18 protein-coding genes are annotated in these 22,322 nt (G+C 43.2%); all 18 read left to right on the forward strand.

Translation table 11 applies throughout. The features are described from left to right. Nucleotides 1–16 precede the first annotated feature (16 nt). The 18 genes from OCT63_RS09280 to OCT63_RS09365 all read left to right on the forward strand — a co-directional run bounded on the left by OCT63_RS09280 (nt 17) and on the right by OCT63_RS09365 (nt 22,312). Complete coding sequence (locus OCT63_RS09280; RefSeq protein WP_161749900.1) at nt 17–856, forward strand: ExeA family protein; 840 nt, start codon at nt 17–19, stop codon at nt 854–856. A gap of 2 nt (nt 857–858) precedes the next feature. Further along, entirely contained in the window at nt 859–2,031 is a 1,173-nt protein-coding gene (locus tag OCT63_RS09285; protein WP_269983632.1) for a tetratricopeptide repeat protein, read from the forward strand. Continuing rightward, a complete protein-coding gene (locus tag OCT63_RS09290) occupies nt 2,021–3,745 on the forward strand; it encodes a GspE/PulE family protein (RefSeq protein WP_269983633.1) in 1,725 nt (574 codons plus the stop codon). Before OCT63_RS09285 ends, OCT63_RS09290 begins: the two co-directional genes overlap by 11 nt. Before the next feature lie 12 nt (nt 3,746–3,757). Beyond that, nucleotides 3,758–4,981: a type II secretion system F family protein gene (locus tag OCT63_RS09295; protein WP_269983634.1), complete on the forward strand. Its 1,224-nt coding sequence runs from the start codon at nt 3,758–3,760 to the stop codon at nt 4,979–4,981. Nucleotides 4,982–4,984: 3 nt separating this feature from the next. Further along, complete coding sequence (locus tag OCT63_RS09300; protein ID WP_269983635.1) at nt 4,985–5,440, forward strand: MSHA biogenesis protein MshF; 456 nt, start codon at nt 4,985–4,987, stop codon at nt 5,438–5,440. Nucleotides 5,441–5,518: 78 nt separating this feature from the next. Beyond that, nucleotides 5,519–6,094, forward strand: coding sequence for a prepilin-type N-terminal cleavage/methylation domain-containing protein (locus OCT63_RS09305; protein WP_017055940.1), 576 nt, complete (start codon nt 5,519–5,521; stop codon nt 6,092–6,094). Between the two features lie 37 nt (nt 6,095–6,131). Beyond that, nucleotides 6,132–6,602 (forward strand): type II secretion system protein, encoded by a 471-nt coding sequence (locus OCT63_RS09310; protein ID WP_269983636.1) that lies wholly within the window; start codon nt 6,132–6,134, stop codon nt 6,600–6,602. Nucleotides 6,603–6,754: 152 nt separating this feature from the next. Continuing rightward, complete coding sequence (locus OCT63_RS09315) at nt 6,755–7,252, forward strand: type II secretion system protein (protein ID WP_161688097.1); 498 nt, start codon at nt 6,755–6,757, stop codon at nt 7,250–7,252. Then, nucleotides 7,249–7,611: a type IV pilus modification PilV family protein gene (locus OCT63_RS09320; protein ID WP_269983637.1), complete on the forward strand. Its 363-nt coding sequence runs from the start codon at nt 7,249–7,251 to the stop codon at nt 7,609–7,611. The genes OCT63_RS09315 and OCT63_RS09320 overlap by 4 nt, the downstream gene beginning before the upstream one ends. After that, entirely contained in the window at nt 7,611–8,333 is a 723-nt protein-coding gene (locus OCT63_RS09325; protein WP_161688101.1) for a PilW family protein, read from the forward strand. Before OCT63_RS09320 ends, OCT63_RS09325 begins: the two co-directional genes overlap by 1 nt. After that, nucleotides 8,323–8,775 carry an MSHA biogenesis protein MshP gene (locus tag OCT63_RS09330; RefSeq protein WP_161688104.1) on the forward strand — a complete coding sequence of 151 codons (453 nt, stop codon included), beginning with the start codon at nt 8,323–8,325 and terminating at the stop codon, nt 8,773–8,775. Before OCT63_RS09325 ends, OCT63_RS09330 begins: the two co-directional genes overlap by 11 nt. Nucleotides 8,776–8,986: 211 nt before the next feature. Further along, entirely contained in the window at nt 8,987–13,690 is a 4,704-nt protein-coding gene (locus tag OCT63_RS09335) for a DUF6701 domain-containing protein (RefSeq protein ID WP_269983665.1), read from the forward strand. Between the two features lie 150 nt (nt 13,691–13,840). Next, nucleotides 13,841–14,884, forward strand: a complete 1,044-nt coding sequence (locus OCT63_RS09340) for a rod shape-determining protein (protein WP_017055947.1) — start codon at nt 13,841–13,843, stop codon at nt 14,882–14,884. Between the two features lie 94 nt (nt 14,885–14,978). Continuing rightward, nucleotides 14,979–15,866: a rod shape-determining protein MreC gene (gene mreC, locus OCT63_RS09345; protein ID WP_017055948.1), complete on the forward strand. Its 888-nt coding sequence runs from the start codon at nt 14,979–14,981 to the stop codon at nt 15,864–15,866. Beyond that, nucleotides 15,856–16,344 (forward strand): rod shape-determining protein MreD, encoded by a 489-nt coding sequence (gene mreD / locus OCT63_RS09350; RefSeq protein ID WP_060467090.1) that lies wholly within the window; start codon nt 15,856–15,858, stop codon nt 16,342–16,344. Before mreC ends, mreD begins: the two co-directional genes overlap by 11 nt. 7 nt (nt 16,345–16,351) lie before the next feature. Next, nucleotides 16,352–16,933: a Maf family protein gene (locus tag OCT63_RS09355; protein WP_102507112.1), complete on the forward strand. Its 582-nt coding sequence runs from the start codon at nt 16,352–16,354 to the stop codon at nt 16,931–16,933. A gap of 20 nt (nt 16,934–16,953) precedes the next feature. Next, nucleotides 16,954–18,423, forward strand: coding sequence for a ribonuclease G (gene rng / locus OCT63_RS09360; protein ID WP_017055951.1), 1,470 nt, complete (start codon nt 16,954–16,956; stop codon nt 18,421–18,423). Between the two features lie 10 nt (nt 18,424–18,433). Continuing rightward, entirely contained in the window at nt 18,434–22,312 is a 3,879-nt protein-coding gene (locus OCT63_RS09365; protein ID WP_269983638.1) for a YhdP family protein, read from the forward strand. Nucleotides 22,313–22,322 lie beyond the last annotated feature (10 nt).

Raw genomic sequence — 22,322 nt, forward strand, 5'->3', positions numbered from 1 at the left:
TAAGCTGGAGCGTCGAATGTATCAAGCCCACTTTGGTTTTGAACAACTGCCATTTACACTAACGCCGAATACCGATTTTTTTTATGGTTTAGCGCCTCATTTCGAGGCCATTCAAACGGTCATCTCGGCGTTGGAAATGGGTGAGGGCGTGATTAAGGTGACGGGCGAAGTGGGTACTGGAAAAACCATGGTTTGCCGGATGTTAGTCAATCACTTACACGACTGTACCGCCTTAATTTACCTGCCAAATCCGGTACTTTCTGGTGCAGACTTACGTCAAGCTGTTGCTAAAGAGCTGGGTTTGACTATCGATAACCAAGCTACCTTGGTCGACAATATTCAACATAAGTTGATTGAGTTGCACAACGCCGGGTTAAGAGTGGTCGCGATTCTCGATGAGGCTCAAGCGCTATCGGATGAAGCTCTCGAAACATTAAGGTTGTTCGGCAATCTTGAAACTGAAGACAAAAAACTGCTGCAGATTGTTCTATTAGGGCAGCCAGAGTTGGACTCTCGATTAGAGGCTTACCACCTCAGGCAATTTCGCCAGAGAATCACGTTCAGTTCGACATTGAGGGCGCTTACGCTCGATGAAACCGTTGCGTATATTGATAATCGGATCGCTAAGTCTGGCGGTAACCCTGAACTGTTCAGTTTGAATCAAAAAAAGGCGATTTGTCGCTCATCGTTAGGTATTCCAAGATTGATTAATCAACTGTGTCACAAGGCTCTGTTACTTTCGTTTAGTGAAGAGAAGAAAAGTATTGATAACCAACATCTTTTTTCAGCTATGCATGAGACATACGATGTGTGTAAGCCTAAATTTAAAACGCCAATATTGTGGGGTTGGAATTAATTATGAGCGTCATTAATAACGCCTTGTCTGAATTGGCAAAGAAGAAATCAACAACTTCGATCGAAGCGGCCGTGGTACCTAAAGTCCGCTCGCGATCCCCTTTGGTGTGGATAGCCGCGGGTTTTACTCTCAGTTTAGCGATGGGCGGTTGGGCTATCTCGCAAGGCCCTAGCGTCGACAGGTCAATATCGACTCGAGATTCACAAATCCAAGTGGCGCTTTCTGATAGCTCGGTAGACGTACAGAATACGGCTACTCAAGCGATATTATCTCCCACCAAAAAGTTGGTGACGCTAGATTTAGTGAACCATTCTGTAGAAAAGGCAGCGACGGTAAATAGTGTTCAAACTAAGGCTGTTTCATTTGATGTGGCAGATACCGCTCAAACAACACAGCACCAAACATTACAACGCCAAACGGCACTTAAACCTTTGAATGCATCTAAAACAAATAAGCCAGCAATTCCCAAGCCGGTGTATGTTGCGAGTGTGACAAAAAACAACTCGACGCCTATCTCTAGTGAGGCCGAAAGTTCTGATGGCGCCGAAAATAGTGGCATGCTGATTGAACAAGTGAATCTGACGCATGAACAATTATCAAAAAATGCACAAGGGCGCGCTCAAAAAGCACTGGATGCAAACGATCTTACTGGCGCGTTGAAAGGTTATGCCGAGGCGCTGCGTTATACTCCTCAAAATGAGGACGTTCGCCAGAAACTCGCTATTCTCTATTTTGGTAAAGGCGATACTCGTAAAGCCTACGAACTTTTCCAGTTGGGTATTAAGCTCAACACTAACAGCGAGAAATTACGCTTAGGTTTATCTAAATTGTTAGTTAAAGCAAATCAAGCAGAAGCCGCGTTGAGCCCATTAGTCCACCTGCCGCCGAACCCTACCCAAGATTATTTAGCAATGCGTGCGGCATTGAGTCAAAAATCTCAACAAGAAGAGATTGCATTAGAGAGTTATCAAAAGTTGGTTGAGATCGATTCGGACAATGCTCGCTGGTGGTTAGGTTTAGCCATTCAGCAAGAGCGTCAATTAGATTTGACCGCTGCAAAACAATCATACCAAGGTGCCTTAACCAGAGTCGGAATCTCTTCTCAATCGCAGAGCTTTGTGCGTGATCGGTTAAACATACTCACTGTTTTAGAGGAGAACGGCGATGCAAATTAGATTAAGAAAAAGGCTTGGTGATTTGCTCGTCGAAGAGGGCATCATTAACGAAGCTCAAGTTGAGCAAGCCCTTGTCGCTCAGAAAAGTACTGGTCGTAAGCTTGGCGATACACTCATTGAACTTGGTTTCTTGTCTGAGCAACAAATGTTGAGCTTTTTGTCGCAACAGCTTGCCATTCCTCTTATTGATCTTAGCCGTGCAAATATCGATGTAGAAGCGGTTCAGCTTTTACCCGAAGTACATGCTCGCCGCCTTCGTGCATTAGTGATTGGGCGCCAAGGCGATACGTTACGGATTGCAATGAGTGATCCTGCGGATCTATTTGCACAGGAGTCACTGCTTGGCCAGTTAGGTGATTACGCTTTAGAGTTTGTGGTCGCTCCTGAAAGGCAACTGGTTGATGGTTTTGACCGTTATTATCGAAGAACCAAAGAGATCGCTTCTTTCGCCGAGCAGCTTGATGCTGAACACCAAATCAATGATGCCTTTGATTTTGATATAGCCGAAGAGGACATCGACGAAGTCACCGTCGTTAAGTTAATTAATTCGTTATTTGAAGATGCAATCCAAGTGGGTGCTTCAGATATCCATATCGAACCCGATTCTAACGTCCTACGTCTTCGTCAGCGTATCGACGGTGTGTTGCATGAAACTTTATTAAACGAAGTTAATATCGGCTCTGCACTGGTACTGCGTTTAAAACTGATGGCAAACCTCGATATCTCAGAAAAGCGTCTTCCTCAGGATGGTCGATTCAACATTCGAGCTAAAGGTCAATCTGTCGATATTCGTATGTCGACCATGCCAGTTCAACATGGTGAATCGGTGGTGATGCGTCTGCTTAATCAATCAGTAGGTTTGCGTAAATTAGAAGCGTCAGGCATTCCGAGTGATCTTCTGGTTCGCCTTCGTCATCAACTACGTCGTCCTCATGGCATGATCTTGGTTACCGGCCCTACAGGCTCAGGTAAAACAACCACCTTGTATGGTGCTTTAAGTGAATTGAATGAACCGGGTAAAAAGATCATTACCGCGGAAGACCCGGTTGAATATCGTCTTCCTCGTGTGAACCAAGTTCAGGTCAACCCTAAAATTAACCTCGATTTCTCAACGGTTTTGAGAACTTTTTTGCGTCAGGATCCAGACATCATTCTTATTGGTGAGATGCGTGACCATGAAACCGTTGAGATTGGTTTAAGGGCTGCATTAACAGGTCACTTAGTCTTAAGTACGCTGCATACTAATGATGCCGTAGACAGTGCGCTGCGCATGATGGATATGGGAGCGCCAGGTTACCTAGTGGCGAGTGCTGTTCGAGCCGTGGTCGCTCAGCGATTGGTTCGTAAAGTGTGCACCGATTGTCAGGTTGAGGATGAATTAGATGAACCGCGCAAGCAATGGCTAAGCGTACGCTTTCCGAATCAAGTGGGTGTGCCATTTATGAAAGGGCGTGGCTGTCAAAACTGTAACCTAACGGGGTACCGTGGGCGTATTGGTGTCTTTGAAATGTTAGAGCTAGAACAAAATATGATGGATGCCCTTAGAGCCAATGATGCGGTTGGCTTTGCTCAAACCGCAAGACAGTCCAAAAATTACAAACCACTATTGGCTTCAGCTATGGAGCTGGCTCTGCAAGGTGTGGTGAGTCTCGATGAGATCATGCACCTAGGTGAGGGCGATGCTTCCGGTGCCACTGACCCAATTTATCTGTAGAGGGAAAGTGATATGCCAACATATCGTTATGTAGGTCGTCGCTCTGATGGCAGTCAAGTGACTGGTCAACTGGATGCGAATAACGAAGACCTCGCTGCTGAAAGCTTGATGAGTAAGGGGATTATTCCCACCTCTATCAAGCTAGGTAAAAGTGGCGGCTCTGTATTGGATATGGACGTATCTAGCCTGTTTTCGCCAAATGTCCCTCTTGAAGTGTTGGTTCTGTTCTGTCGACAGTTATACAGCCTGACAAAAGCCGGTGTTCCTTTATTAAGGTCGATGAAAGGTTTGACCCAAAATTGCGAAAATAAACAGTTGAAAGCGGCGCTAGAGGAAGTCGTCGCTGAGCTCACCAATGGTCGTGGATTAGCGGCATCGATGCAGATGCACCCCAAGGCATTCAGTCCATTGTTTGTATCGATGATTGGTGTTGGTGAAAATACGGGTCGTTTAGATCAGGCTCTATTACAACTTGCTGGGTATTATGAACAAGAGGTAGAGACTCGTAAGCGAATCAAGACCGCGATGCGTTACCCAACCTTCGTGATCAGCTTTATCTTGATCGCAATGTTCATTCTTAACATCAAGGTAATTCCACAGTTCTCTAGCATGTTCGCCCGTTTCGGGGTCGATCTTCCGCTGCCTACTCGTATTTTGATTGGTATGTCGGAGTTTTTTGTCAATTACTGGGGCCTAATGCTCGGCGTGATCTTTGGCCTTATCTTTGCTTTTAAAGCATGGGTTAAGACAGATAAAGGGCTAGAGAAGTGGGACAAAATACGCCTAAAAATACCGGTAATCGGTGGTGTCGTTAACCGAGCATTGCTGTCGCGATTTTCACGTACTTTTGCATTGATGCTCAAAGCGGGTGTACCACTAAACCAATCGTTAGCTTTGTCGGCTGAAGCCTTAGATAACCGCTTTCTTGAGCTCAGAGTTCAAGCCATGAAATCGGCCATAGAGGCGGGTAGTACGGTTTCGTCAACGGCGATTAATAGCGAGATTTTTACACCTTTGGTGATACAAATGATTTCAGTGGGTGAAGAAACCGGTCGTATTGATGAGCTGTTGCTTGAAGTGTCTGATTACTATGATCGAGAAGTCGATTATGACTTAAAAACATTAACCGCTCGAATCGAACCAATTTTGTTGGTCATCGTTGCCGGTATGGTGTTGGTTTTAGCTCTGGGTATCTTCCTACCAATGTGGGGAATGTTGGATGCAATCAAAGGCTAATCAATGATAAATAACCTACAGCGCTCACGTTTTGCTGTCTGGAGTGTGGTTATTCTTTTTCTGATTGTAGGGTTGCTCTCTGCGTGGGAAACGGTGGAAGAAGAAGCGGCCAACACTGCATTGATCGTGGCGAGTAAACGAATTGTAGAGCAAGCAAATTTGTACAAACAACAGTATCTGTTGAAGGGAAATAAGCAAAAAAACAGCTCCGAACAATCAAAGGTTTATAGTCAGACGGGATGGCTTATGCCGATGCAAGGCGAGTCGCGAGATTGCCGTTATTGGTTGGATCAATTATATCCCCAAGAGAGCATTTTAGGGCTAAGCTCTCCAAGTATTGAAGATAAAAGTGATAACATACAGTTTCATTGTCGTTATCATTATAGTGAACAGTATCAGATAGATATATTGCTTAAAAAAGAACGATTTAGTGTTAAAGCCAATATTTTGGCTTTGTGAATATATTGACACTGTTTTTATGGTTTTATACGTGTGCAAATGTATAATGCGCGTTAGTGATTAGATGGGTAGGTAAAAATGCTTAAAAATCAAAAGGGTTTCTCCCTTGTCGAATTAGTTGTCGTAATTGTCGTTGTTGGTTTATTGGCAGTGGCTGCTTTACCTCGCTTCTTAGATGTGACTGATGAGGCTAAAAAATCAAGTATTGAGGGCGTTGCGGGTGGTTTTGCAACCGCAGTGTTATCAGCAAGAGCGCAATGGGAAGCCGAAGCAAGACCCTCAGAGAAGATCGGTGCTGAAACATACAATACTGTAGATTATGATGGTGTTGATTTTTGGTTAACAAGATCAAAGAACAGTAGCAATGAAGATACTGATTTTCGAGACGGCTACCCATGGACTTTGAATAGCGATTCTTCAGTCGCACCTGGAGATATTTCTTCTGAAACTTGTGCTGAATTAATGAGAAACTTGTTGCAGAATCCGCCAGAAGTTGGCACGGTTGATGAAATTGATGACGATTCAAATTACAAATATTCAGCGCAAGCGAATTCTGGTGATGCAACCTGTACTTACATTCAATTAGAAGGTAATACCGAGCACCAATTTGTTTACGAAATTAAAACTGGTCGTGTGACCGTAACTTTGCAGTAAGTCTGCGTAAAATTAAACATAGAGAGAGAGCTAAACTATGAAAAGACAAGGCGGTTTCACCCTAATCGAACTAGTGGTTGTAATTGTTATTCTAGGTATTCTTGCTGTAACAGCAGCACCACGTTTCCTAAACCTGCAAGATGATGCGCGTGAGTCTTCTCTGCAAGGCTTAAAGGGCGCTATTGATGGTGCTGCGGGTATTACTTACGGTAAAGCCGCTGTAAAAGGTTTAGAAGCGGTATCTTCAGGAAAAAGTGTTGAAGGTATTGATATTGCTTTTGGTTATCCAACGGCAACATCTACAGGTATTGGGGCTGCGGTTGTTGGCTTAAATGAGGACTGGAAAAACGTTACTAGTGGTGGTTCAGGTACTATCTCATTCAGTTTCTCTGGAGCTGCTGATGGTGAAGATGAGTGTATTGTTACTTATACACAGGCTACTGGTAAAACAGCGGCTTCTGCTGCATCTACATCAGTGACTCTTGGTGCCGGTTGTAATGGTAACTAAATAGCTTGCTTTGGTAAGCTAGAGGCCAGCATTTGCTGGCCTTTTTTATTCAAATCATAAACTAGAATTAGTATTAAAACTCATATTAGAAACCTTCATTATTTTGAATCTATCTTGTAATGTAGAGTCATAACGAGCTACTTTGGGTATATATGAATACAAAGCCAAACAGAGGTTTCACTCTTGTAGAGTTAATCGTAGTGATTCTTTTATTAGCTATTATTTCAGCGACAGCGATCAGTCGTTTTGGTGGACGCCAAAACTATGAACTTTATGCTCTTCAAAATCAGGTTTCTTCTGTCGTTCGGCAAGTTCAGTTGAATAGAATGCAATCTAATATGGATATGTCTGTGTCAGGTGCTGAAAGCTTACGTTTAGTGGCTGCGAATAATTGTATCGGTTCGAAATCTGCTTGTGACAACACTTCTGAGACGAGAAGTGATGTTATCGCTAGTGATGATTATAGTTTCTCTTCTGTACCTACCTCTAGCTACTCTTCTCCAATCGAATTCAACCTTTTAGGTAACCCTGAAAACAGTGCTTCATCTGGTGTTCAAATTACTATCTCATCCAATAATAGTTCCGGCAGAGCTTGGGTTTGTATCAATTCTCAAGGTTTTGTTTATCCAAGTAATCAGGTATGCCCATGAAGTTCGTAAATAGTGGCTTTACGCTTATTGAGTCGATCATTGTTATTGTACTACTTGGTTTTGCAATGATCGCATTTTCTACTTTTCTCGCACCACAATCCGCGCTTTCAGGGCAAGTGAATTATTCCAACCGATCTTCAGCATTAGGTCAAAGTATTATGACCGACCTTTTAGCTCGAGATTACGGCTCGGTGAGCTCAGGCACTCCAATTGAACTCGGTACCACTTACACTAATTTTGATGTGGATTTGGTTGTTACTAACGATACGCCAACTACATCTATGCAGAAATTTACCTTAACAATCACCGCAAGCAATAATTCTCCTATCACCTTAGTTGCTTATAGAGGGGAGTATTAATGAAAGGGAAAGGGTTTACGCTTATAGAGATGATTCTAGCTATTGTTATTTCAAGTATTGTCTTGCTTGGTGTCGCGAATTTTACCGAGCTTGGAATGAGAGGCTATTTTGGTTCTGTAGAGCGCTTTCGACTACAAACTGAAGCCAGATTTGTATTGGAAAAGCTTTCTCGTGAAGTAAGACATGCTGTACCTAATATGTTTCCTGCTTCTGTAAGTAGCGGTTGCGTATCATTTTATCCAATTGTTGATTCAGGTTTTTACGCTACCTCGGGGGCTGACATTAACTTTCTAGTTAGTGATACAGGAGCGACAAGCAGCTCATTGCAATCTATGTCATTGGTTATAAATCCGACTAGACCACATACGGATATCAGCAAACTAAATAATGTATACCTTCTTGATAGTGTGGTTCCTCCAAGCGTATCTGCTGCATACTTTTCTATTCCAAACGGAGCTAACACTCTTGTCAGTGAATCTGTAGGTAAAAGGCACTACATTTTTGACTCAAATAACCTTGTGGAGTATTGCCTTGCGAATAGTAATTTACTAACTCGTAATGGTGTTACAATAAGCGATCGAGTTATAAGTGAGAATAGCACTCTGAGTTATCAACCTGCAGATGTTCAGAGTAATGGTGTTGTTGAGTTGACTCTCGAGTTTGCAGAAAACAATGAGTCCACAGTGTTTGAGCAAGATATACAGGTGATTAATGTCCCGTAAAGCAAGCCAAAGAGGTAGTGCGCTAGTCATAGTCATCTTTGTTATCGTGGTGCTTGGTTTTTTAGCGACAAGTTTGAGTCGAACGAGTTGGTCTGATAATGATTCAAACACTCGAGTTGTACTTGGCACACAAGCTTGGTTGCTCAGTCACTCTGTTAATGAGTATGTTATGACTCAGTTTTACCCAGATCCTGAGCCTCAGGCTTCTTCTGCCGTTGCTAGTGTTTGTAGCAGTAATGATCTCCAACCTGGAGGTGGGATCTTTACGATAGCAAGCTCAATGGTTAACACAGCTCCGGTGAATTGTTTTCTTGATCGAATACAGTGTTCCAATCGGGGAGAGCTTGATGGCTTTGTTTTCTATGTTTTAGAGTCTTCGGTAATTTGTGGTTCTGGTGTGAGCCAAGTGCAGCGTAGTCAAGAACTTTGGGTGAAGGAGTAGTGACATGAATAGTATAAAGTTTCTAAGAACCCTTCCCCTATTTTTTTTATTTTCGTGCTGGTCTTTTGATTCTTACGCACAGACTAATTACAACTTAAATAACGGGAGGCACTTCGACTCTCTATGTTCTGGTAACACAAGTGTTAGTGGTGGTAATCCCAAGACTTATTCCTGTAACGGAATATTTGACGCGGATAACGCATATATAAAAATGAACAGTGATTCAACATTGTGGGCTAGTGGTGGATTTAAACTGATTAACAGTGATATCACACACAATAACAATAAAGTTTTCTTAGAAGGTGGTGCCAACGGTTCTAGTTATTTTGAAAACTCAGACCTGCGTGCTGATATCGTTGTAAACAATAAGGTGACAACTAAAAACTCGATAATTAGAGGTTCAGTATCCAACGTTAGTAATCATGAGATTGTTTTAGAGTCGGATTCATGGGTTGCAGAAAACGTTGATGGTGGTACTAAGATTACTATCTCTGATTCTCAAGTTAATGGCAGGGTTACTAATAGAACAAATAATGAGATAGAAATAAAAGATGAGTCTGTTGTTTGGGGGCGTGTCGATGCGGGCTCAAAAATTACTATTGATGATTCCACCGTTAATAGTGATGTGTCGAATCGAACTTTAAATGAAATAGAAGTAAAAAATGACTCTACAGTTCAAGGAGATGTCGACGGAGGAGCAAAAGTTACTATTGATGATTCTGAAGTGGCGGGTGACGTCTCAAATAGGAGTAATAACGAGATAATAATTACTGATGAATCTCGCATCGGTGGGAGCGTTGTTGCAATTGGACAGTTAAGTATTTCCGAGTCAGAGATCATTGGTAATATTGATAGTACAAATCATAATATTAACTTAGATGATGACACTGTTATTCGCGGAAATGCGACTGCCGCTAATAATAATTGGGCAACGATATACTTTAAAGATAATGACAGTGTAGTTCATGGCACTTGCCTGTATAGAACAGATCCAGTTGATGCATGTTCAGGAACTCCCCCTGTTAATCAAAACCCTCAATTCGAGTTTGGTACTCTTACGGATAACAATTGTACGATTTCATCTCCAGGGCCTGAGAACAAGCAAGTCGTGACTTGTACGCTGAATTTTAATAACACCTATGACATAGCGAAACCTAAGCCGCTCGTGTTTGTTATGCCAACCATTGATGCAAGCTTATCCGTTAGGAGTAATGGGACAACAGAGCTTCCTTCTACAGCGTCTGTAATCAATACAACTTGGCAATCTGCGACAATAGTTCAAGAAATAGCCCCAAGCGCTAAGAAAAAGACAAATAATATTTCCTATTTAGATGCACCTATGAGTGGTCAAGGGGACCCTTTAAAAAGTAGTAACTATATTGACTATTTTGTTATCGAAGAAGGCGTTATCTCTTTAAATAATGGTGAAAGTCAAATTGTTGCAGGTCTTGTAGATACAAACACCGCCGCGTCTCAAATTTCTGGAGAAAGAAACAATGCAGATATTATTCGCTATGAGGATTATGGTTTAGACTCTTTTAATTCTAAGCCAGGAGTTTTGGTTCAACCTCAAACAAAAAATAACACATCAGCGTGGTTTACCGGAATGGCTCGCGGTGTGGGAGTTGAAAGCTTTTCCTTGGCATTAGAGAAATCTGAAGTCATCAAAAAGAACTCTATATCATCTAAAGAGAATGTAGCTTTTGTGGCTGGTGAGGGAGCAGGGTTTATTCAAGGTGCCCGTTTTTTCCTTGGCAATGCTGAAACAAGAGTTACGACTACATTGAGTGAAAGAGTCATTTCTCCAATAGAAATCGGTTGCAAAGAGTTTACTTCGATAGCTGATGCAGGGTTTGATGCTCCTCCGATCTTAGTTGCTAATAAGAACTCTCGTGACGGTAATAATGGTGGCTGGATTCGCCGTTGTGATATCACGAAAGATAAAGTTTACTTTATTGTTGAAGAGGATATGGATAAGGACAGTGAAAGGTCTCACGTTGCTGAAGATGTAGGCTTTTTTATGTTTGACAGACCTAATGACATCGGTATTTGTGAGGGCTTCAATAATAAAAGTCCAGTGCAAACATGGAAAGGCTCTAACGGAAGTCTCGAAATTAATAATTCTCCTAAAATAGTGGGAGCGCTTAGGGATGATGGCCAGCGTTACGTAGGCTTTTTAAATTCGAATACCAATGACAGAACTGGTTCCGCTTGTGAAGGCCAGGAATGTTACGGCTTGGATGACTTACTTATCGATAAAGAAGCATTAGAAGATGTTCCAGACAACTTAGGTAACTCATTAGATATCCCTTACACCCACAATGTCACTTCCTTACCTATCACTGTTGGTGGTGTGAAGATTTACGAATATGACAGCATCTCAATTGGTACTGGTGCAGTGGTTGAAATAGAGTCTGGTAAATATAAAATTGGATCACTTAATATCAATGGTACAGGTAAATTACGCGTAAAGAGTGGTGATACGGTTACGATCTTTACTAAAAACTTTTCTGTTAACAATGATGGTTATGCTGGAATTCCAATTGTTCGTTGGAATGGTGATAAACCCGTGCTTGCGGGTGACACACATTTTAGGGTGAACGTATTACAAAATGGTGGCCAACTTGTCAGCCTAAATGGAAGTGGCACGCTGGTCGGTTTACTTTACAGTGAAAGAAATGTTGATATGAGCGGAGCAGCTAAAGTGTATGGTGCGGTATCTGCTAAATCAGTGAATATGTCATCAAGCGCTTTAATTCATGCAGAGACCAGCTGTATTGTGCCTGTTGATGACTATGAAATTGATATTTCCCCCGCAACCGATTTAGCTTTAATGTGTGGCGACGATTCCCCTCAATTTACCATTAATACCTCTAATAATGGTGTGGCGGAAAGTCTAGGCGTTACCGTAGGTATTACGCCAGACGCTGATGAATTCGACATCTATGTACCACAAGGTTCAGGTACTTACCCTAATTATGTTTCAAATGACGATGGTGAATTAACTTTAAAAATTGTTGCTAAAGAGACTGCCAATATTGATTTTGACTCTGATTATACACTCACTGCAACATTAGTGGATGACTCTGGCAAAGAGGTTGAAAGTCAGTTCAAGTTCGTGCCGTTTAAATTCTCTTTAGTGGATGGCAATACTCCAACCAATCGTCTTGACGTTATTGCTGGGCAGGCCACACCTACGGTAACTAAAGTTTTAGCCTGTGACCTAGGTGATTCTATTGTGGTTGCCGAAAACTATGTAGGTGAAGCCGAGAAGGAAGTTACCATTGCTCATGAGCTGGATAGTTCGTGGAATGGCTCTGATGGATCGTTAACTTACTTACCTGAATTCAAAAAAGGCAGTGCTTCAAATGACTTAACTATTTCTGAATCAGGTCTTTTCAACGTCACTTTAAAAGACAGTAGTTTTGATTGTACTGGTTTCGCTGGCTGTCCCGAAGATGGGAGTTACGATGTAGAGGGAAGTTTCTCTGTCTACTCTCGCCCTTGGAAATTTGCGATTTGTACTGATAATAATTCTGATGGTGATAGCATTGGTGGAGCTGCATTTGTTGCCGCTGGAGAGTCGTTTGATGTGTATGCTCGTCCAATCAAGCATACCAACTCATCTGATGTTTGTACTGATGATAATTTATTGACTAATAATTACTTTAAGTCGACAGCAAGCGTGCAAGTGACAACGACTTTAGAGACACCTTCAACTGCGGATTACCCAGGCGCTGAGTTAGGTGATTTAACCCCTGAGACTCAACTAACTAAGCAAATTTCATCGAATGATCAGACTAATAAAGGCTATAAATTCGAGAGTTTAAAATACTCAGAAGTGGGTAGTATAAATTTTGAAGTGACTGAAGATTCGAGCAGCTTTTACGGCAAGATTCTTGGTGGATTCTCCGGAAATAAGAATATAGGTCGTTTTTATCCAGATTACTTCAAAATTACTGACACGGCTTGGACTGAACCAGACAACCAAGCTGGTTTTACTTATATGTCCCAAGACTTTAAAAAAGTTCAGTTTACAGTGACTGCTTACAATGCAAACACCCCTAGTTTGCCCACAGCTAATTATCAGTATTTTAATGCTAGCCTGAAAGCTGCATTTGATTTAACTGGGGCATACTCTGATAGGGTTAATATTCTTTCAAGTGCGCTCGGAAAGCTTCATTGGACTAGCGGTGCTGTTTGGGACGCTTCTTTTGATAATGCAAAATGGCAACGTCTGAATTTCAATCAGCCTACGACAACAATCGATGGCCCATTTAATTCAACCGGTGATAATAGTATTGATACACAATTGAGTTTAACTATTACTGAAAGTGTTGATCCTACCAGGTTCAAAATGACTGGCAGTGATGTAGGAGCATTAGATCAGCTGTTGCTAGCACAACCAGATGTTCGCTATGGCCGAATGGTACTCGATGATATTGGTGGCAATTCCGGTACTACTCTAACGATTCCACTGCGATCTGAGTTCTGGGATGGTAATGAATTTGTTGTGAATGAAGATGATGACCGCAGTACCTTCAATGGTGCAAATGTCTGTAAGCAAGTTATTTGGCACAGTGAGGGAACGACAACCACATTGGCTTCACTTAACGGCAGTAGCAGTGTCGATGATGGTGAGAAAAAAGTCACCGCGAATCAAAATACACCAACAGGTACAGATTCGCCGCGTGAGCAAGTCCGTCTGTGGTTAAGAATGGATGATTCAGCACCAACCGCTAAAACGGGTGAAAACCCCATTACATGTTCAGGTAGTGATCAAGAACAGCCATGGTTGCGCTACAACTGGCGCCAGCTAGGTGATGAAGATCCCTCCACCGTCGTCACATTTGGTATCTACCGCGGTAACGATCGTGTGATCTACCGAGGTGAAAGTGGTTTAACAGGTCAGTAATAATATAATATTTGCCTCTTAAGTTAGGAATCTGTAAGAAATTGCGGGTTTCAGTCCATGTTTATACTTCAATGCCTTGCCGTGACAGCAAGGCATTGGTACATTTAGTGCAATTTTTGTCTTCTAATTCTTGCAGGATGAGCGAAGAATATGTTTAAAAAACTTCGTGGCATGTTTTCAAACGACCTATCGATTGATTTAGGTACCGCCAATACCCTTATATATGTAAAAGGCCAAGGCATTGTTCTTGATGAGCCTTCAGTTGTCGCTATTCGTCAAGATCGCACGGGATCGGCAAAAAGTGTTGCTGCTGTTGGTCATGCAGCTAAGCAAATGCTTGGTCGTACGCCTGGTAACATCTCAGCGATCCGTCCAATGAAAGACGGTGTGATTGCCGACTTTTACGTAACGGAAAAAATGCTTCAGCACTTCATCAAACAAGTGCACGACAACAGTGTTCTTAAACCAAGCCCTCGTGTTTTGGTTTGTGTTCCTTGTGGTTCAACGCAAGTTGAGCGCCGTGCTATCCGTGAATCGGCGCTAGGTGCTGGTGCTCGTGAGGTTTACCTTATCGATGAGCCTATGGCTGCTGCGATTGGTGCTGGTCTACGTGTCTCTGAGCCAACGGGTTCTATGGTGGTTGATATCGGTGGTGGTACCACTGAAGTTGCCGTTATCTCACTCAATGGCGTGGTTTACTCATCTTCTGTTCGTATCGGTGGTGACCGTTTTGATGAAGCGATCATCAACTATGTTCGTCGTAACTACGGCAGCTTGATCGGTGAAGCGACAGCAGAGAAAATCAAACACGAAATCGGTTCAGCTTACCCTGGCGATGAAGTGGAAGAGATCGAAGTTCGTGGTCGTAACCTTGCTGAAGGTGTGCCTCGTAGCTTTAGCCTGAACTCAAACGAAATTCTTGAAGCGCTTCAAGAACCTCTATCTGGCATTGTTTCTGCAGTAATGGTTGCACTTGAACAGTGTCCACCTGAACTGGCTTCTGATATCTCAGAAAACGGTATGGTATTGACTGGTGGTGGTGCGCTACTAAAAGATCTAGACCGTTTGTTAACTGAAGAAACCGGCATCCCTGTTGTTGTTGCAGAAGAGCCATTAACGTGTGTTGCTCTAGGTGGCGGTAAAGCCTTAGAGATGATCGATATGCACGGTGGTGACCTGTTCAGCGAAGAATAATATTTAGTGTTAGGCTCTTTTCTTATCTAGTTTTATGTGAAGAGCCTAGGACCTTGTCTATAGGATCAAATGTAGCTCTAGGACCAAATATAGAATGAAGCCAATTTTTGGTAGAGGTCCCTCTCTACAATTGCGCCTGTTTTTTGCTGTAACTTTATCAGCCAGCCTTATGCTGGCTGATAGTCGTTTAGATGCTTTCTCAAATGTTCGCTATCTATTAAACAGCGTGGTTGCCCCTATTCAGTATGCAGCCAACTTGCCTCGCACTATGTTCGATGGTGTATACGACCGTTTTAGTACTCGTAAAGTGCTAGTCGAATCTAACCATAATATTAAACGAGAAGTCTTACGATTGAAGAGTGAGCTGATTCTGCTTGACCAATATCAAGAAGAAAATAAGCGCCTTCGTAAACTGTTAGGATCGCCGTTTATCCGTGATGAGAAGAAAGTTGTCACAGAAGTTATGGCAGTCGACACTTCACCATACCGTCATCAAGTCGTGATCGATAAAGGTCAGATTGATGGGGTGTATGAAGGGCAGCCGGTGATTAACGAGAAAGGCATTGTTGGCCAAGTGACGTTTGTTGCTGCTCACAATAGCCGTGTGCTACTGCTTATTGATGCAAACAACGCAATTCCTGTGCAAGTTATTCGAAACGATATTCGAGTGATCGCTTCGGGTAATGGCATGATGGATGAAATCCAGCTAGAGCACATTCCAACTAGCACCGATATCCAACAAGAAGATCTATTAGTGACGTCCGGTTTGGGTGGGGTTTACCCTGAAGGGTATCCAGTGGCGCATGTTTCTTCGGTCGACTACGACCCGAAACGCGAGTTTGCCGTTATTAAAGCGGAGCCAGTGGTGGAGTTTGATAAGCTCAGATACTTGCTTCTTGTATGGCCTGATGAAAACAAACAGATGAAAGCAGAGCAATCCAGCATTGAACAAGTATTGTTAGAGGGTGAAGATGGCCAATAGTGTTTTAAGAAGTAAAATAGTAATTGGCTGTTCATTTTTGATAGCACTTATTCTGCAAACTATCCCTTGGCCTGGTAGCTTAGATCTTTTTAGGCCATCTTGGTTATTACTGGTGACCTGTTACTGGGTTTTGGCTATGCCTCATCGTGTTAACGTGGGTAGCGCTTTGATTCTTGGCTTATTGTGGGACCTCTTGATCGGTTCTACGCTAGGGATTAGAGGAATGATGATGGCAATTGTGATGTACATAATTGCGCTTAATTTCCTTGTCATTCGTAATATGGCATTGTGGCAGCAAGCCATGATCATTGCAGCGTTAACGGTGTTATTTGAAGTATTGATATTCTTTGGTGAATATTTGATTCAAGATGTCGTATTCAATCCATTGTCGTTATGGAGTGCATTGATAAACTGTATACTTTGGCCTTGGATGTTTTTATTAATGAGACGAGTACGTCGTCATTGGCATGTAAGGTAGCGTGACGATGGAAAAGAAGTCTTTAGTATTAGCATCTGGTTCCCCGCGCCGCAAAGAGCTGCTATCTCAACTTGGTTATGAGTTTTCTGTTCTCGTGACTGATGTGGAAGAGTGTAAACACGCTCAAGAAACCGCCGAAGAATATGTTAAGCGGCTATCATTGGATAAGGCTTTAGCTGCTTTGTCTTTGTTAGGTGTTAGTGATTCTGAAAAGCAGCATGTCGTTCTAGGTTCTGATACCGTAGTCGTCAGTCAAGGGCAGGTACTCGAGAAGCCTGCGGATTTTTCTGATTCTAAGCGAATGCTTACTCAATTAGCGAATCATCGCCATCAGGTGATGACGGCTGTCTCTGTTGTCTCGGCTACACAACAAAATACAAAAATCGTTATTACCGACGTATGGTTTAAACCCCTCAGTGAAAAAGAAATAGAACAATACTGGGAAACAGGGGAGCCATGCGATAAAGCCGGTAGCTATGGGATCCAAGGTTTGGGTGGACGCTTTGTTACCCGAATCGAAGGTAGTTATTACGCCGTTGTCGGCTTACCTTTATTTGAAACGGACCAGCTACTGCAAGAATTCTTATAATTACAGATCTGAGGTGCACCATGAGTGCTGAATTGTTGCTGAACGTGACCCCGAGTGAAACTCGTGTGGCCATGATTGAAGGGGGAACTCTTCAGGAGATCCATGTCGAACGAGATGCTCGACGCGGCATCGTAGGAAATATCTATAAAGGACGTGTCAGTCGTGTTCTGCCAGGAATGCAGGCAGCTTTTGTGGATATAGGTCTTGAGAAAGCAGCTTTTTTACACGCCTCTGATATTGTTCCGCATACTGAATGTGTCGCTGAAAATGAAAAGAAACAGTTTCAGGTTCGTGATATTTCAGAGCTTGTTCGCCAAGGGCAAGATATTGTGGTTCAAGTCGTCAAAGATCCCCTAGGTACCAAAGGGGCCCGATTAACGACAGATATCACTCTACCCTCTCGTTATCTGGTCTTTATGCCGGGTGCTAGCCATGTTGGTGTTTCTCAGCGTATCGATAGCGAATCTGAACGTAATCGCCTTAAGAAAGTGGTATCTCGCTACTGTGACGAACACGGTGGCTTTATTATCCGTACCGCAGCCGAAGGTGCAGATTCTAATGAGCTTGCACAAGATGCGGCTTTTTTGAAGCGACTTTGGCTAAAAGTGTTAGAGCGTCGTGGTAAGCACAAAGCACGCACTCGTTTGTACGGTGAGCTTTGCTTAAGTCAACGTATCTTGCGTGACTTTGTAGGGACTGAGCTGAGCAAGATCCAAGTCGATTCTCGTTTAGAATATGAAAACCTAAAAGAATTCACTTCTGAGTACGTGCCAGAGCTGACCGACAAGTTAGAGTTGTATGAAGGCGATAAGCCGATCTTTGATATGTACGATACCGAGAACGAGATTCAGCGCTCTTTGGATCGGAAAGTCGAATTAAAGTCTGGTGGTTATCTGATTATCGACCAAACAGAAGCGATGACGACGGTTGATATCAACACCGGTGCGTTTGTCGGCCGTCGTAATCTAGAAGAGACGATTTTCAATACCAACGTTGAAGCGACTCAAGCGATTGCTCGCCAGCTGCGTTTGCGTAACTTAGGTGGCATCATCATTATCGACTTCATCGATATGCTGTCTGAAGAGCACCGTAAGCGAGTACTAACTTCTTTGGAGGCGGCGCTGGACAAAGATCGTGTGAAAACCAATATTAACGGCTTTACACAGCTTGGTTTAGTGGAGATGACGCGTAAACGAACTCGTGAAAGTATTGAGCATATTCTGTGTTCGAGTTGCCCTGCCTGTGAAGGTCGTGGCAGTGTGAAAACGGTTGAAACGGTGTGTTATGAAATTCTTCGAGAGATCACGCGAGTGAATCGTGCGTACGACGCCGATAAGTTTGTGGTCTACGCAGCGGCAGCTGTGGCTGAGGCGCTAGAAGGCGAAGAGTCTCATGCGCTTGCGGAGCTTGAAGTCTTTATTGGCAAGCAAGTTAAAATCCAGGCTGAGCCTCTGTACATACAAGAGCAGTTTGATGTGGTTATGATGTAATGGACATTTTGTGAGCTCAAGCGTTACTCTGATTTTACGTGCATGTTTGTGGTTAGTGGTTACTCTCTTAGTAACGCTAGCCATTGCCGTTACTACACTACGTGTAGCTTTACCCAATTTAAATAAGTATCAATCTGAGATTGAGCTTTGGGTAAACCAACATTCCGGCTTTGAGTTTTCTATTCAAGATGTGAGTGGTTTTTGGCGTAACACTCACCCTTCCATTGCACTACAAGGTGTTAAAGCCAGCCTCCCTAACGTAGAAGATACGACTTTTTCTGTAGAGCGTGTTGAAGTTGAGTTCGACTTGATTCAATCACTTGTTCAAATGCGTCCTGTGGTTGCCGATCTTGTGATGAATCAAATGTATCTTGATATACGTCCAGTAGATCTGTTTCCAGAACGGAATGAATATGATAAGAACCCGACGAAATCAAACACTTCAAAACGGGTTATACAAGAGCTGGATAATTTACTGCTGAAAACGCTGGTGGACGTTACCGCTAAAAATTCAACTCTCGTATACCGCACGATTTCTGACGAAGAGCGTCAGCTCGATATCGAAACATTAAAGTGGCAAAACTCCGGTAAACATCATCTGGCAGAGGGCGTGGTGAGTATTAAAGAAGCCAACCTAAATTCTTTGTCAGTGAGTGCTAACTTTGTCGATGGTGGCTCGTTAGCCGATGTTACGGGGGAATTCTATGTCAGCGCTGATAGCATCTCGGTGAATCCGTGGCTAACGCATTATATGCAAGCTGAATCCGGCATTGAAAGCGGAACAGTGAGCCTCAATAGTTGGGTAACTCTGCGAAACAGTCAGCCTGTGAGCGCTTATGTTGAGGTATTGCCTTCTGAATTGACGTGGAACGAAGATGGTCAGCATGAATTGATGGTTGAGTCGGGCATCTTTAAGTTGGCTCCAGTCGATGATGGATGGCAAGTGAATGGTCACTCACTCAATTTAAGGACGGATTTTAGACCTTGGCCTGAGTTTGACGTTGCGTTTAAGTGGATTAAAGGTTCATGGCAACTCAACGTGTCTGAACTTGATATTGCAACCATTACTCCGCTGATTAAGTTGTTGCCGGATTCCGAGCAATCCACTCAAATGATGAATTCGTTGGCTCCAGGAGGCTCTGTTTCAGATATTCGTGTCTCGATGGGCCCAGAAATGGAGAGCTTACGTTATTCAGCTCGCTTTTCTGACCTTGCAATCGAGCAATGGGAATTATTGCCAGGTTTTAGTCAAGTTTCAGGCAGTGTCTTTGGGTCGTTATCAGAAGCGAAAGCCAGCCTGAATGTTATTGACGATGTATTTCCTTATGGTGACGTATTTCAAGCCCCTCTGAATATCAAACAGGGTCAGGTTGATATTGTTTGGCAACAAGATGAAAACGGTTGGAAGCTCTGGTCAGATAAAGTCACAGCAGCCACGCCAGATTTACAAGTATTGGGTGCATTTCGTTTAGATTTCCCAAATGATGCAAGCCCGTACCTTTCTTTTTATGGTGAAGCGGACGCTTACAACGTCGGTGAAACCTGGCGTTACCTGCCAACGTTGGCACTTGGCCAAGACTTAACCGACTACCTTTCCACTGCGATCCAAGCAGGTAAAGCCGACGCCGTTAAATTACTTTGGCATGGTGAATTAGCTCAATATCCGTATACCAATCATGATGGCATTTTCCAAGTTTGGGTTGGTTTAGAGGACGCTAAATTTAGCTTTGACACAAGCTGGCCATTGATCACTGACCTTCAGCTTGATCTACTGTTTGAAAATGCTGCGATGCATCTGGATTCTCGTTCAGCTCAATTGATGGATGTCACGGCAGATCGTATAACGGGGCGTATTCCTTATTTAGGGGAAGGCGGCCATATCGAAATTGAAGCGAAAGCGACAGCGTCAGGTAATGCGGTGCGTGATTACATGACGGCTTCGCCATTAGTCGACTCTGTAGGAGCAGCCTTAACAGCACTTCAGGTCAGTGGTGATGTTTCTTCTGAATTTCAGCTTAATATTCCGTTTGATTCTGAAAAAGAACCAAGGGCTTGGGGGTATGCCGACCTGAATGGGAATCATGTTGAAATTGAAGCGCCGCCGATAGTGCTTGAAAACACCACTGGACGCATTGAGTTTGATAATGATGTGGTAACGGCACATGGCCTAGCGGCGGATCTACTTGAGCAAGGGGTTTCGATTGACTTCAAAGGATTGAATGATGGCCCAGGTTATGCGGTTGATATCGATGTTATAGGGGATTGGGACGTTAAGCCTCTAGAACCTTATATCGGAGAAAAGTGGTTAAGTCGCCTATCCGGTCATGCGCTATGGCAAAGTCAGATTGATATACAGCTCAATGATATCGGTTTTAGTTATCAATTGGATTTGCAGTCCGATCTTAAGTATCTGGCGAGTGACTACCCATATCCATTAGCGAAGAAATCTTTAGAAAGTGGCTCTGCGCGGTTGCAGGCGTCGGGTAACCAAGAAGCTATTACTGCACGTTTACAACTGCCTAGCACCAAATATCAAGCTGAGATTGATATCACAGGTGATGTTCCTGAACTAACTGCCACCAATTTAGTACTTGGTCGTGGCGGTTATAAGATTAGCCCTGTTGTTGGCCATCATGCGTTAATTCGTACGGATAAATTCAATGCCGATGATTGGTTATCGGTCTTGATGAACTCCAGTAACCAACCCTCAAATGCTGTGCTTAGCCAGATGGACACACCAAGCATTCCGGCACCAAGCCGTGTGACTTTCGAGAGTAAAGAGTTGATTTTAGGCGGTATTTCTTGGAACGATGTCGACTTTAGCGCTCGAAAGAATAAGCAAGCGTGGCAAATGGAAATTTCTAGCCAAGAGTTAGAAGGTGATATTAATTATCTCCCCCCTTATGATTTAACGGTTTCACTTGACCGTCTGCACTTATTCTTCCCTGAGTGGAGCGAGAAAACAAACCAAGAGACTCTGCTTAGACGAAAAGAGAAAGAAGCGCCATTGGTCTCTGAATTAGATAAAAAGATTCATTATACGATGCCCAACTTGACGATGACACTTAACGACTTTTGGTTGCAAGGTTATAAGGTCGGCAAGGTGGACGTTGAAATGACCAGAAAAGAAGATCGCATTGAGTGGAACAAGATTCAGGTTCGAAGTGGCGGCAACAAAGCGGATGTAAGTGGTTGGTGGAAGCTGAAAGGCGACACAAGCCATTCATCCTTAACCGTTGATTTTGAAGGTGAAAACAATAGTGAGTTAATGGAGCGTTTTGGAATCACTTCCGGGATTCAAAAAGCCCCTTTTGCGTTAAAGGGGAAGCTGGACTGGGATGGTTCGCCTTGGGGGATCAAAATAGATACCCTTAGTGGTAATGTTGAAACTCAGTTTGGTAAAGGCATTATTTCTGATGTAAGTGGTGCCGCCCGCTTACTGGGTTTATTTAGCTTAGATTCAATACTTCGTAAGATGCAACTCGATTTCTCAGACGTGTTTGATAAAGGCATGGCATTCAATAGCATCACAGGAACGGGCGAGATCCAAAATGGTATCTTCCTGACTAATGATCTGAATATGGATGCGGTCGCGGGTGAGATGAAGATCAAAGGTATCGCTAACCTCAATACTCGTCAGGTTGATGCTGAGGTGAACTTTACTCCTGATATTACCTCTGGTATTCCTGTGTTAACCGCCTTTGCGGTCACCCCACAAACCGCTTTGTACGTATTAGCGGTGACGACGGTTATTTCGCCTGTGGTTGAGGTATTTACTCAAGTTAACTACTCGGTTAAAGGGCCCTTGGAGTCGCCAACGGTGAGTGAGCTTTCCCGTAGTTCTGGTGAGTTCAAATTACCAGAGAAGCTGAGAAAGTTGGCGCAATAGACGTTAGTAC

Source organism: Vibrio sp. RW (genome assembly GCF_027587105.1).
Classification (GTDB): Bacteria; Pseudomonadota; Gammaproteobacteria; order Enterobacterales; family Vibrionaceae; genus Vibrio; species Vibrio toranzoniae.